The organism is Sphingomonas arabinosi (genome assembly GCF_036663715.1).
Lineage (GTDB): Bacteria > Pseudomonadota > Alphaproteobacteria > Sphingomonadales > Sphingomonadaceae > Sphingomonas.
Genome location: NZ_JAXOJN010000015.1, coordinates 23478 through 36331, shown reverse-complemented (window position 1 = coordinate 36331; position 12854 = coordinate 23478). Strand labels below are relative to the sequence as shown.

Annotated in this window: 10 protein-coding genes and 1 pseudogene; 7 read left to right on the top strand and 4 right to left on the bottom strand. The window is 56.0% G+C overall.

Annotation, left to right across the window (positions count from 1 at the left end; all coding sequences use genetic code 11):
• Positions 1 to 91: 91 nt before the first annotated feature.
• Together U1708_RS17800 and U1708_RS17795 are read left to right on the top strand one after the other, a co-directional pair.
• Positions 92 to 481 carry a MobA/MobL family protein gene (locus U1708_RS17800; RefSeq protein WP_332747400.1) on the top strand — a complete coding sequence of 130 codons (390 nt, stop codon included), beginning with the start codon at positions 92 to 94 and terminating at the stop codon, positions 479 to 481.
• A 34-nt stretch (positions 482 to 515) separates the two neighbouring features.
• Positions 516 to 1162: pseudogene (locus U1708_RS17795) on the top strand (HEPN domain-containing protein); the annotation flags it as partial.
• 128 nt (positions 1163 to 1290) lie between these two features.
• Here the strand turns inward: U1708_RS17795 and U1708_RS17790 are convergent.
• Positions 1291 to 2454, bottom strand: a complete 1164-nt coding sequence (locus U1708_RS17790) for a glycosyltransferase family 4 protein (protein ID WP_332747399.1) — start codon at positions 2452 to 2454, stop codon at positions 1291 to 1293.
• The gene (locus U1708_RS17785) at positions 2429 to 3358 is read right to left on the bottom strand and encodes an SDR family oxidoreductase (RefSeq protein ID WP_332747398.1); all 930 of its coding nucleotides are present in this window, start codon (positions 3356 to 3358) and stop codon (positions 2429 to 2431) included. Before U1708_RS17785 ends, U1708_RS17790 begins: the two co-directional genes overlap by 26 nt.
• Positions 3359 to 4397: 1039 nt before the next feature.
• Here U1708_RS17785 and U1708_RS17780 point away from each other — a divergent pair.
• Positions 4398 to 5465 carry a hypothetical protein gene (locus U1708_RS17780; RefSeq protein ID WP_332747397.1) on the top strand — a complete coding sequence of 356 codons (1068 nt, stop codon included), beginning with the start codon at positions 4398 to 4400 and terminating at the stop codon, positions 5463 to 5465.
• Here U1708_RS17780 and U1708_RS17775 read toward each other — a convergent pair.
• A complete protein-coding gene (locus tag U1708_RS17775; protein ID WP_332747396.1) occupies positions 5417 to 6832 on the bottom strand; it encodes a hypothetical protein in 1416 nt (471 codons plus the stop codon). The genes U1708_RS17780 and U1708_RS17775 overlap by 49 nt on opposite strands.
• Before the next feature lie 494 nt (positions 6833 to 7326).
• Here U1708_RS17775 and U1708_RS17770 point away from each other — a divergent pair, with 494 nt between their 5' ends.
• The 4 genes from U1708_RS17770 to istB all read left to right on the top strand — a co-directional run bounded on the left by U1708_RS17770 (position 7327) and on the right by istB (position 11980).
• The gene (locus U1708_RS17770; protein ID WP_332747454.1) at positions 7327 to 8586 is read left to right on the top strand and encodes an acyltransferase family protein; all 1260 of its coding nucleotides are present in this window, start codon (positions 7327 to 7329) and stop codon (positions 8584 to 8586) included.
• A gap of 464 nt (positions 8587 to 9050) precedes the next feature.
• Positions 9051 to 9344, top strand: coding sequence for a hypothetical protein (locus U1708_RS17765; protein ID WP_332747395.1), 294 nt, complete (start codon positions 9051 to 9053; stop codon positions 9342 to 9344).
• Positions 9345 to 9680: 336 nt separating this feature from the next.
• Entirely contained in the window at positions 9681 to 11225 is a 1545-nt protein-coding gene (gene istA, locus U1708_RS17760) for an IS21 family transposase (protein ID WP_332747393.1), read from the top strand.
• An 11-nt stretch (positions 11226 to 11236) separates the two neighbouring features.
• Entirely contained in the window at positions 11237 to 11980 is a 744-nt protein-coding gene (gene istB / locus U1708_RS17755; protein WP_332747392.1) for an IS21-like element helper ATPase IstB, read from the top strand.
• Between the two features lie 471 nt (positions 11981 to 12451).
• Here istB and U1708_RS17750 read toward each other — a convergent pair whose 3' ends face one another.
• Complete coding sequence (locus U1708_RS17750) at positions 12452 to 12823, bottom strand: transposase (RefSeq protein ID WP_332747390.1); 372 nt, start codon at positions 12821 to 12823, stop codon at positions 12452 to 12454.
• Between the last annotated feature and the right edge of the window lie 31 nt (positions 12824 to 12854).

Genomic DNA, 12854 nt, shown 5'->3' with positions numbered 1-12854 from the left:
GACCGCAGCTGCCCTAGGAAACAGCAGGAGCTCAGCCATCATGGTGCGGTCCGAGCAACAGCGCTAAGACCTCCGCCCTGTCCGTCAGACGGTGTATGAGCGGACCGGCGCCGTGCATGATTACACGCGCAAGTCCGACATTCAGCATAGCGAAATCATGGCACCTGAGGGGGCGCCAGATTGGTCGCTGGATCGACCAGCATTGTGGAACGCGGTCGAGGCGAGCGAGCGGCGCAAGAACGCTCAGCTCGCCCGCGAGGTGCAGCTTGCCTTACCGCGCGAACTGGACGCAGATCGGCAGATCGCACTACTGCGCGGCTTCGTGCGCGACGAGTTCGTATCGCGGGGGATGGCGGCGGATTTCCCTCTGCACGATCATACCGGCGATGGGCAGGCCCAGCCGAACGCGCATGTAATGCTCACTATGCGGTCGATCGACAAGACCGGGTTTGGGCTGAAAGTGCGCGACTGGAGGCGATGAGCTGTTGGTGCACTGGCGTGAGCAGTGGGTGCATCAGCTGAACCGCGAACTGGCGGTGACGAAGACGCTACGGACGCCGGTCAACTTCATCGTGCATACGCTTCAGGAGGTGAACGATGGCCTCGTCCATGGCCGCTACTTCTTTCTGGACGTCGCCAAGGACGGGATCGCGCTGTACGAGAGCGATGACGCCGAGCTGCACCAGCCCAAGCCAAAGACGCCGTCCGCCGCCTACGGCATGGCCAAAGAGTATTTCTAGGAATGGTTTCCGGCGGCCATGCGCAAAGATAAGCTCGAGCATGACGCTGTTAATCAATGCTTCTCAAAGAAAGCGGCGTTCATATTCTAGCAAACTGCAAAGATACTTTACCATTGCGTTCTGCTAGTCTGCACATTCTACACGCCGCACAACCACAACATAGCCTTTCTGCGCATACAGGCGGAGCGGTTCGAGCGGCGGTTGATGACGTCTGGCCTGCGGAAACACGCCAAGATCGCGCCATGTTCGAGAAGCTTAAGGTTGCCTATGTGAAGGCGCGATACTCGAAGCACTACCGGATCAGCGATGAGGAACTCGCATGACTTGGAGGGCGGGTCGAGGCGCTCGGTCAAATCGTTCATGGAATATGCGCAGAGCGCCTCGCCGAATTGCGCACCGCCGCGGTCACTGCTGCGGTCTGAGGAGCAGGACATCCGAGCTTTCGCGGCAAGCGCAGAAAACCCCAGGAGTCGCCAAGGGCAGGCTCAACTCGATGGGGCACTAACATCGAACGGCGCTTAGGATCCGTTAAAGCGATCCCTGCGCGGCCTTAGTTCCGGCTAAAGATTTCGACATGATTCGCAACAACTTTGTCCCAAGAGAACCGCTCGGCAATACGTGCCCGTTGTGCGGCCCCTCGCTCCCTCAGCCATGCTGGATCGGCGATCGCTTCACGCAGAACTTGGTTAAGGTGATCGACATCTCCCTGACGAAAGTAAATTCCGGTATCGCCTAGGATATACTTATTCTGCTCGATATCGCTGCAGATTACCGGCGCGCCCAGGAAAGAACTTTCTAGGATAACGGGCGACAGCCCCTCAACATCCGACGGTTGCACATAAGCATAGCAATGTCGCATTAACGCATGCATGTCGGGGCCGTATATAAATCCCGGAAACAGGATGCGACAGTCACTAGTCTTACGAACACTGCGTTCGAACGTAGATGGATTCGGACTGCCGCCCACCAGAACTAGGTTATTTTTCGTAATGGTTCGCTCGAACGCAGGAATTAAGTATTGCAGACCTTTATCTGGAATGAAGCGACCCACAAATAGAAAATACTCACCAAAATCAAGATTGAGCTTCTGTACGATGCGGTTCGGATCGTTTTTGTAATCAACGTCCGCGCCAAAAGGTACAAATGCGTAACTGCGATTAAAGCGCTTTTCAAAATATGTTCTTGCAAAGACGTTATCGAATATGACCTCATTATGAATGCGTGCTGTTAGTTGAGCCATAGCACGCAAGTAGATCTTCGCATAAAACGGCCATTTTTCCCGTTCCCAGTCTAACCCATCTTGGCTCAGGTACGTCCGCTTTCCAAATAGCCGGAGGAAAACGGCGAAGAGGCTGTTTCCCCCGTTTTGGATATGAACCACGTCCGCCGTGTTATGAATGATGATATCATAGGTCACGCGTAGGGAATGAAAGAAAGTATCAAATCCCTTCGCCGCCACTGTTCTGAATGAACGTACTTTTACCCCATCGAACTCAGAATTTTTTCCGGTCGATTGAGTGTTTGGGTAAACGCGATTATACGCCACGACTTGATGGCCCAGTGCTGCTAGCCTCGGCAGAAGCTCAAGAGCAAACTTGTCCGCACCCGCGCCGCCCTCGGAGGGCGGGAGGCTGCGAAATCCGAAAGCCGCGATGCGCAGCGATTTTGCTTCAACAGGCATCGTCAGATCAGACGTCCGGGGCAAGCCTGGCATCCCTCAATCCTGCAATGACCTCACCATAATAATCCTGCATATATTCGTTTAGCGAGATCTTCCAGTCGCGCATGTTATCCATGCCGATCAGCTTGAGCTTGTAGTTGACAAGCCGTTCGCAGGGCGGACGCGGAGCGAAAAACTCCTTAGCGAAAAAATCGGAGGTGACGGGTTCGATTTTGATTTTGTCGCCCAGACCCAGCACTTCTACAAGCTCCTGCGCCACTTCGAAGCGGCCGGTCTCGCCGCCGCAAACCTGATTGTATAAGCCGTAATATTCGGTGTGCAGCATCCGCTCGATGTTGCGTGCGAAGTCTACCGTGTAAGTCGGCGTGCCGAGCTTGTCGTCTACCACCTTGAGTACTGTCGCGCCCGCCTGAATTTGCTTCATCATCTTGGAGATAAACTTTTTATCTTTGTCAGGCCCGCCGCCCATCATCCAGCCAGCGCGGAATATATAATGCCTTTGCACGGCGCGCTGAACATAGAGTTCGCCCATATATTTGCTGCGGGCATAGACGCCAAGCGGATTAGGCATGTCCCAATCGTCGTACAGCATCTTCTCGCCATCAAATATACCAGCTGTAGAAATATATACCAGCGGGATACCAAGAGTGTTGGCGATTGCGCAAGCATATTCGACCGCGAGTGTGTTAGTCCGGTATGCGTCGTCGGGATTGTCTTCGCAATATTCAAGGCTGGTGTGAGCACCCAAATGGATCAGCACATCGGGAGCAAACTTCTCGACTTCACGCTTATATTGCGCGAAGTCGCGGAAATCACAGTAAGAAAGCCAATCCGCGTTCAGATCGATGTCGCTGCATTCGACAACATGGTCCGCAGCAAAGACCTTGTGGACAGCCTCGCCCAACATCCCACCGCATCCGGCAACATAAACGCGCATCAAAGCCCCCTATCGATAGCTCCGGTTGGTTTAGGCATGACCCGTCAGATGGACAAGTCCATATTGCGCTGCAGTAAAGATTGCTCAGCGTACTGACCGCAGTTAGCACCGCGCGATGCTGACTGGGGCGCTCCATTCAGCGTTCGAATGACTGAACGCGCGGCATAAAAAATTGCTTAACAGACGGGAAAATTCGAAATTGACTTAGCGGATCCGGTCCGTGTTAGAGCCGGCTCTGCGGCACCTCACGCCGAGAAGCGACTTGGAAGGTAATGCGCATGATTGACAGCGGTGCCCTCTGGCTGTGCAAACGCGAACGGGATGCCAAATAGCCAGGGTAGCGCCAATGTCCTGCGCCGGGCACAGCACTGCGTCCCCAACCGTGCCGCTGCACTTGTTGAGCTTTGAATGGGGGCCGCAGGTCTCGCGGAGCGTTGGCCAATATCTCCAATGGTGCTGTCAAACCAGTCGAGAGCGATGCGCGGCATTTTCGCTGACCGTAGTTGTCTGCGTTGCGGTCGATCTATCTCGGCAGTGCCGCAGGATGGGTTGTGTTCCCATCGCGGGCAGTCCGGCTTACGATCCGCCGAGGTTGGCGGCGGGGCGCTTGACGATCACGGTTCTCGGTGCACAGGCAGGAGACTACGTCCAGATGTCATTCTCTGCGAACCTGAACGGTGCGCGCTGCGAACACGGTTTCATACCGCTCTCGAACCAGATCGGTGCCGCGATTGATCTTGGCTCTAGTACCGTGCGAGCGTCTGTTCTGACCCTTTAAAGCAGTAAAGCGAGGTGGTAGTTCGCGCCCATGACCAACCGCGTTCTCGGCCTCGTTATGCTAGCAACCTGTGCGTCGCCCGCGCTCTGTAGGCCGGAGGGTCACGCGCGCGCCGTTAGCCCGGAGGACGGATGCAGTTGGACGTCGGATGCGGGTCCCTGTTTGCAACGAGCGGCTGATAAGGCAGAAGCAGCCGGTCTCAAGCTAATCCTCACGCCAGGCACCAGTTACCCAATAAGATCGACTGTTTATCTAGGGAACTTGAACATCCAGTCGAGGGGTGCCGTTCTCAGCGTGAATATAGGCAGTGACTATACTCAGCGCGGCACCGCTCCACTGGCGGGTGAGGGTGTGATCCTCTCAAAGTCTGTGCCCGGTGCGGGCTATGGCAAAAAGTGCGTATTGATAACGTTCGACGAGCTCAATATTGCGGCAGTCCGTTCGACCGGTGACGGGACTGTCAAAACTAGCTTTCTTTTACAGAATGTATGTGGTTTACGCGGCAAACTCTTAAAATCATCGTTCACGGCTACCGGAAGCGCGCGACATACGGCAGAGACAACGCCGGTCGATTTTCGCTCTTGCGTGCAAAACGTCTCGATTCCGAAGACGGTCATAGAAATCGATAATTCCGGCGGGCCTGGTGGGTTTTGGATTCGCAACCGCGACCCCGCGTGCGCGACCGCCAATATCGCTTTGGGCTCGATCAACGTCACCACGTCCAGCAGCGACGAACCGGTAGCGATCTTCTCCAGCGGCGTTCCCGCCGCCGATGTACACGACATCCATATTGGCCTTATCACGTTTGCAACGGCGGACGGGGGTGGTGAGGGGCCAAGCGTAACCCGCGTCGCAGGTGATTACGATCCCAGTAAGATGCGGCGAATTTCGATCGACCGAGTTGAAGGAGTTATAGGCTCGATCAGGTCGCTGCCCACGTCAACCGGCGGATTTGGACTGAAAGTCCAAAGGGCGTATGCACGAATCGGTTTGGTGCAATTGACGTACAACGGGAAGTGGGCGCGCAGCCAGAAGGCTGTGTTCGGAATACGCTTTGCACCCGGCACGGGGCAGACGATCCCGCTTGTCATCCCGAAAGTCGAGTTAGAGGTTGTCTACGACAACGCGATCCCATTGACCAGTTCCGCAATGATCTACGGTCCCGTAAAAGTTGGTTCGCTAAGTATCGTAGGTGCGGGAACAGGCTTTCGCGAGGTTGGCTACGGCATCCTGCGTCCCGACTCAGTCAATATTCAAAGCCCTAAGATACGGCGACAATATCAAGTAGAGCGAATGAAGGCGGCAGGTTGGGTTCGGGATGGTTCGTAGTTTGCTCTACTAAACGCTTCTCTGCGAGACCCTGCTAGACTGGCTGCGCCAACGATGATTCCCATGGTCATCCAAAACACATAGTCACCGTAGAAAGGTCCCGCGTTGTGGACAGTGATATGAACCATGTATGGAACAAACAGCATTACCATCCTCGGCTTCGATAACAGTAAGTAGATACAGTATCCGATAACTGGCAGCAAATAAATACCGTAAATATTTAAAGTTATGAGCCAGTTATTGTGGATGTCGAGACGTGTGAGTATGTCTCCTAAGAGGTTTTTTGACAAGAATGCCATCAAGTCGCCTGTCTGAACGGTGTTGGTTAGAACCTTGCTGTCGTATGTTAATCCATAGCCGAAAGGATTGTTTAAAAATAACCTCCAGCCGTATTGAAGAAGTGGAACCCTTGCCAAGCTGGATTTGTCGCCAGTCTCCCCGATTCTAAGGCCGGAGCTTGATAATGCATGCAGAATAGGGTCCGACAGAAGGTACAATGCGAACACTGTCGGTATAGTTATAAGAAATAGTACAGGATTTCTGGTCGAAACCGCGACTACTATAAATAATGCGAGTCCTAATATCGGAGATCTGTTTCCTCCGACCATGCAGACTGCAAATAGCAGAGCCGACCATCCTGCAATTGATTTCCAACGAGGATTTCTCTGGCCATCATATTTAGAAAAGCTATAGTACATACCTGCAGAAAATAACAAGCATGCCTGCTCCGCAAGCAAGATGGCGCTGTACGATAGCCCTGGCGCCCGATTCTCAGCAACTGATGTGTCGCCAGCATCTACGTAAACGTTGCCAAGAACCGCTCGTACATCAAATGCCCCGGGAACGCCTAGCCACTGCATCAACGAAAAAAATGCGCTGATTAGCACGGCCGCCGCAAAAGCGGAGATCATTGCTCTCGGCCCAATAATTCTTGTGCCGGTTGCGATGGTCAAAAGTAGGACTACAGCTTGAAGATGTACGGATATTATCATGACGGCGGCAGGCCTGCCCTGATCTCGGAAAATTGAGATAAGCATGCCGGCAACGGCTAGGTATGCAATTACACCTAAGGCGGCTTTCGCCGAGACAAAAGCTCGCACAACTTCTTGAGCTGCAAAAGCCGTCAGCCCCGCAAGAAGTATGATTATCGCTATGAAGCGGAACGGCACCCCGCCAACACCCGGCGAGACAAAGAACATATTTCCTGCAAACGCCAGGAAAAATATGAATGATAAAAGGTTCCGTTCCGCGGTGACCCTGCGGGGGCGGTCATAAACGTTTGTAGCATTGGTTCCCAGGTTAAGCGCCAGGTTCCCCACCGGCGACGGCACGTTCGGGCTTGGCATTGAAGGGCCCGCATTTACCATCACAATCTCTCCAACGCTTACAACCTTTGATTGAACCGAGGCGGCGTGCGCCGTACAGCGACGCGAGCACTTTCTATAAGGCCTGACTACATGGCTCCGATGTTGAAAAATAGTGCGCTTTTCGGTGGCATCGCTGATGCTGGCATCAATTATGTGTTGGGCAGCTTGGGCGGAGACGGATTTTGCGGCGGCCGGTGCCTATAACCTTTTTTGAATCCAGATCGCCCCGGCAGCGGGTCGTCATATGCTTCAAGACTTTTGCATCGGGCGAAAGTCAAAAACCAAGGCGACTCAACGGTAATCGATTTTGGGTCAGGGAATTGTACCACGTCCTGGCTCATCACGGACCACACCGGTGGTTCGGTAGTGGAGCTTATCAATCAGGGTTTCCCGCCCCCGAGGCTTGCCGCGCTAGGCTAGTGTTACGCTGCTTGAGTAACCGGTCCGACGTGTCGACGTGACGCTGCTAACAATTTACCGCACTCTGCGGTGATATACTCGATTTTTGCTATGGCATAAGGGGGCGGAATATTTTCGGTTCAGTACGATCAAGCTCGCTGTGGCTGGACCTGATCAGGGGACTCGCCGCTCTCGTCGTGTTTTTCGGCCATGCTCGCGTTTTGCTGATCGGCTCCGTGCTGGGTGCGATTGGTACGGGTTTGGCGGTGCCAAAAAGCCAATCATTCGAGGCGATCCCAATTACCGGACCCGGGCATGAGGCTGTCGTAGTCTTCTTCGTCCTCAGCGGTTATCTCGTCGGCGGCAGTGCTATTCGGTCAGCTCGGAACGGGACATGGTCTAGCAGCGGCTATACGATTCAAAGACTTTCTAGGTTATGGACGGTTTTGATCCCTGTCTTGATATTTGGCTTCGCGTTGGATCGTCTTGGGATTTCAATCGCTTCCCCGAATAGTATTTACGGCGCTCCCGGTGGTCAACGAATGGTGTTCCCAGATCTGGCGAGCCGAATGTCGGTAAAGAACCTACTACTGAATTTATTTTTTCTTCAGGAAATACTTGGCAAGCCGTTCGGTACAAACGGCCCGCTCTGGAGCCTCGCGTACGAGTTTTGGTTTTACGCCGCCTTTCCATTTTTAATGTTCGCTGTAATTCCGAGAAGAAAGTGGGAGCGCCTAAAGTGTATAATTGTGCTATTAATCATTGGCGGGTTTGTAGGACCCAAGATTTCCCTATACTTTGCCCTATGGCTACTGGGAGTAGCCGTGGATCTTGCTCCCAAAAGAATTCCACTTAGGTATGTAGGACCTCTATTTGCGCTGTGCGGCCTTTCATTTGTTAGTTTACTGGGAGTTCTCATTTACGCAAAACTTCATATAGCAATTTCTGATGCTATTCAGGGTCCTGCTTTTGCGGTACTGTGTTACGTAATTGCGCACTTAACGCGCGAAATTAAGATAGGCTATGCTACCGCTGCAATACGAAAGTTAGCCGGTTTTTCGTATACACTGTATGCGGTCCACGCTCCCCTACTGGTATTTGCATGCGCTATGTGGATGCCGATTTGGCGACCTTGGTCCCTAAACCTTTCGGGTATAGCTAAATATGCTGCCACGACCGCTGTGGTTATGCTGATCGCGTACGGCTTTTATTGGCTGTTTGAACGGAACACGGCCACGGTCCGACGGCGTATGGAACGAGTCTGGGACTTTATCACTGTTGAGAAGGGTTTATTTGGCCGCGCGCAAGCCGCGTCGGTTCGATCCGAGCGAAACGAGCATACAGCCAAGCTGTAACATGATTGGACCGTAGGGAAGGGGGCGCCTACCCGACCCTTCGCGTCCAGCAATTCTCGCGTTCTATCCCGCCTTCTTCAGCGGCAGCCTTATTGCACGTGTGGCAAAGTACCTCCGCGTTCAGTCGTGCTGTTTCTTTCCTGCCCTAGTCATATGCTCGTGCCGAAGCAAAAAGACGATTATCAGCACGTTTGTCAGCTTGCGGAGTATAGATTTCTGATCGGTGTCGACGTTTCTTACCGTCACAGATACCTTAGCTTTAATGGAATTCCCATACGATCTGATATGGGGAATGAAAATTTGTCGACGGAGTGGCGTCCCGTTGATTGCCACACCTTATGCCACTGCTGGGCCAACGCAATAGCTGACACGGTGGATGCGCACCGGCGGCCCCGCTCTTGTAAAATCGCTTTCTACAAGAGACGCGCTTAGCCTCTCTGGACGTCCCGCGCATGGTCGCCGCTATGGCCGACCATATTGACACCCAGCGCCTCATTGGCGACCTTGCGCGCGAAGGCGTAGTTGTATCGGTCGACTACGCTGCCGGCATCGCGCGTGCAATTCGTAGAAGAACTGACGACCGGCGACATTCTGTGACTCGCCAGCCGCGCCGGTTCCACGTGCGCCTGGTGCTACGCCTGCCGAAACGGCAAGGCGTCGGGATCCTCGACCTGCTCGAAGCGACGGATCCAATTGATGAAGCCGTGATCCTTCAGTCACGCGAGGGCACTGACTATCGCTTCTCGCGAACGCCGTAGCCGTTCGGCCAGCGTAGCGACGGCGGACTCAAGCCGCCCAGTCTTGAAGTCGATCACGCGCATCGGCTCGCGCAGAACGTCGACACCGATCGGCCCATTACGTTGGCCGGCGTGCGAATTCCGACCGAAGCGGGCCGGGTAATCCGATGCGAAGCGGGCCCGCATTCCAACGTAAAGTGGGCCCCCGTTCCGATGTGAAGCGGGCCGCCATTCCGACGCGAAGCGGGCCACCATTCCAGTGGCAAGCGGGCCGGGTCGGTGGCGGCATTTAGGAGACCTGTTCGGGTCAGCAACTGCGGCAGAAGTCTCGTCCTTTGAACAAGGATGGAGGGGCTGATGCCGGCCAAGAGAAAGCTGACCATGCGATACTTACGGCGGATTCTGCGCCTTCATCACGAAGGGACACCGACGCGCGATATCGTGCGCGTCACGGGCATCGCCCGAACGACCATCCAGCGGGCGCTCGAGCGCTCGAAGGCTGCAGGTTTGGTTTGGCCGCTTGCCGAAGACATGACCGACGACGTGTTGGAAGCGCGCTTGTTCGCAGGTGCTGGGACGAGAAGTAGCTCCGGCGTACGCAAACATCCGGAACCGGACTGGGCCGAGCTGTCTCGCGAGTTGAAGCGGCCAGCGGTTACAATGCTGATTCTATGGGAGGAGTATCGGAAGATCTGGCCTGAAGGCTACGGCTACTCCTGGTTTTGCGAGCTCCTACGGGAGTTTCAACAGCGCCTGTCGCCGGTCATGCGGCAGCATCACGTCGCCGGCGACAAGCTCTTCGTCGACTATTCCGGCAAGCGTCTGCCGATCAACGATCCGCTGACCGGCGAAGTGCGGCTGGCGGAGATCTTCGTCGCCGTGCTGGGCGCGTCAAACTACACCTTTGCGGAGGCGACCTGGTCGCAGACGTTACCGGACTGGATCGGCTCGCACGTTCGGCTTTTCCGCCACATTGACGGAGTTCCGCGGCTGCTGGTGCCTGACAATCTCAAAAGCGCGGTGAACAAGGCGTCCTTTTACGACCCGGAAATCAACCGCAGCTACGGCAGGATGACCGAGCATTACGCCGTCGGCGTGCTTCCGGCGCGGCCGAAAAAGCCGCGTGACAAGGCGGCCGTGGAAGCCGGGGTACGCTTCGCCCAGACGTACATTCTGGGCCGACTTCGCAACCATGATTTCTTCTCGCTGGAGGAAGCCAATGCCGCCATCCGCATCGTGATGGCGCAAATGAACACGCGTCCGATGCGCAAGATCGGCGTCAGTCGCGCAGACTTGCTGGAGAGCCTGGAACGACCAGCGTTGAAGCCGTTGCCGGACGCCGAATATGAATATGCCGAGTGGAAGCTGGTGCGTGTCGGCATCGACTATCATGTTGAAGTCGAAGACTTCTATTATTCCGTGCCTCACGCACTGATCCGCCAACAGGTGGATGCTCGGATCACCTCCGCCACCATAGAACTTTTCCACAAAGGCAAACGGGTCGCGGCGCATCAGCGCCGATATGGTGGCGCCAGGCGGCACGGTACGTTGCCTGACCACATGCCACCGAACCACCGGCACTATGCCGAATGGTCACCGGCCCGCTTCCAGCGCTGGGGTGCGCAGATCGGACCCGAGACCGAAGGGCTGGTCATCGCCATCCTGGCGCGTCGTTCGCATCCCGAGCAGGGTTTTCGCACCTGCATGGGCGTGCTGCAGCTCTACAAAGCGCTCGACAAAACCCGCGCCGAAAGCGTGTCGGCCTATGCGCTCGCGGTCGGCGGACTGAGTTCGCGAAGCGTCGCCTCGATCCTGTCCCACAGCCTTGATCTCGCCGTGTCAGCAGAAGGCGACGGCGTCGACAGCCACGCCAACGTGCGTGGCCCGCTCTATTTTCAATGAAAGGACGTCGTATGCTGCTCCATCCTACGCTTGATCTGCTCAACACCCTCGGCCTGACAGGCATGGCCAAGGGCCTGCAGGATCTGGAAAGCCAACCTGAGGCCCGGTCGCTCGACCATGCCGAATGGCTCGGCCTGCTGCTCGATCAGGAAATAACGGTGCGCCGCCAGAAGCGCTTTGAAAGTCGCGCCCGAGCGGCTCATCTACGCCACGACGCCAGCATCGAGGACGTCGACTACCACGCGGCCCGCGGCCTCGACCGCAGTCTCTTCCTCAAGCTTGGATCATGCGACTGGATCCGCGCGAACCGCAATGTGCTGATCACAGGGCCTTGCGGCGTCGGCAAGAGCTTTCTCGCCTGCGCGCTTGGCCAGAAGGCCTGCCGTGATGATCTCTCGGTACTCTATCATCGCGCGTCCCAGCTGTTCGCCATGCTGACGCTCGGCAGGAGCGATGGCCGCTATCCCAGGATGCTGCGCGCGCTGTCGCGCGCCGATCTGCTCATCATTGATGACTGGGGGCCAGAAACGCTCAGCGCCGATCGCCGCCGAGACCTGCTCGAGATCGTCGAAGATCGCTACGACCGCGGCTCCATCCTCATCACCAGCCAAATTCCCGTGGACCGCTGGTACGAGATCATTGGAAATCCCACGCTCGCTGACGCGATCTTGGACCGTGTGGTTCACAACGCTTACCGCATCGATCTCACCGGCGAGAGCCTTCGCAAACGACGCGCTTCCGCACTCGACGCTTGACCTCGCAGACCGTTCGATAAATTGTCCCGTATGACCTAGGCAGGCACCCCCAAAGTGGCCCGCTTCGGATCGGTACAGGTGGCCCGTTTCACGTTGGAACGGTGGCCCGCTTCAGAGCGGTACGCCCGGCCCACTTTATCGGAATACGCAGCTGGCGATCTTATGCTTGTGATCGTATCCCTCAGCAGCGCGCATCTGCGCGTTGCGTTCGGTCTTGTTAAACGGCCGCCAATAACGTTGTTCGCGCTCACCAGCGCGATAGCTGCGGAGACATACGGGCTGATCGTGCGGTGGCCCTTGCGGGTCTTCCCGCCAGCAATCTGAAAGAGAGAACGCGCGCTCAAGACCGGTTAGCCAGTTTGTCGAAGGCCCGAAGGTTTGCGTGGCCGGTATCTTGTAGGTTCGCGAATCCAACGTACTGGGTCGGTGCGATTATCGGAGACCAGACCCGTGTCCCACCCGGAACAGGGGTCATGCTTTGAGCTCCCGCAACGCCGCCACCAGCAAGCTCGCAGGCACGCCGCCAGCCGCACGGACGGTCGCACCGCGGATCTCGATGACCAGCATGTCCGACGTGTCGTGATCGACGCCAGGCGGGTCCACATGAACGGCCACGGTCGCAAAGCCAGTCGGCTGCACAAACTCGCTGCACAGCTCGCGCCGCCAACGGTAGATCGATGACGGCGTGACGTCGGCATCGCGCGCGATAGCAGCAACCGACGCGCCAGGAACAATGGCTGCCTCCACGAGGGCAAGCTTGCGGTCGTCGCTCCAATGGCGACGCCGCTCAACACCGGGAAGTACGTGATCTGGGTCATCGCCACGTCTTTGTCTGCGGTGCAAACCACGGTGTTTGTACCGTGGCTAACATCTC

Coding starts and splice junctions, on each gene's coding strand:
- U1708_RS17775 (WP_332747396.1), bottom strand. CDS start 6,832: ATGGTAAATGCGGGCCCTTCAATGCCAAGCCCGAACGTGCCGTCGCCG.
- U1708_RS17790 (WP_332747399.1), bottom strand. CDS start 2,454: ATGCCAGGCTTGCCCCGGACGTCTGATCTGACGATGCCTGTTGAAGCA.
- U1708_RS17785 (WP_332747398.1), bottom strand. CDS start 3,358: ATGCGCGTTTATGTTGCCGGATGCGGTGGGATGTTGGGCGAGGCTGTC.
- istB (WP_332747392.1), top strand. CDS start 11,237: ATGCTGCTCCATCCTACGCTTGATCTGCTCAACACCCTCGGCCTGACA.
- U1708_RS17765 (WP_332747395.1), top strand. CDS start 9,051: ATGGCCGACCATATTGACACCCAGCGCCTCATTGGCGACCTTGCGCGC.
- istA (WP_332747393.1), top strand. CDS start 9,681: ATGCCGGCCAAGAGAAAGCTGACCATGCGATACTTACGGCGGATTCTG.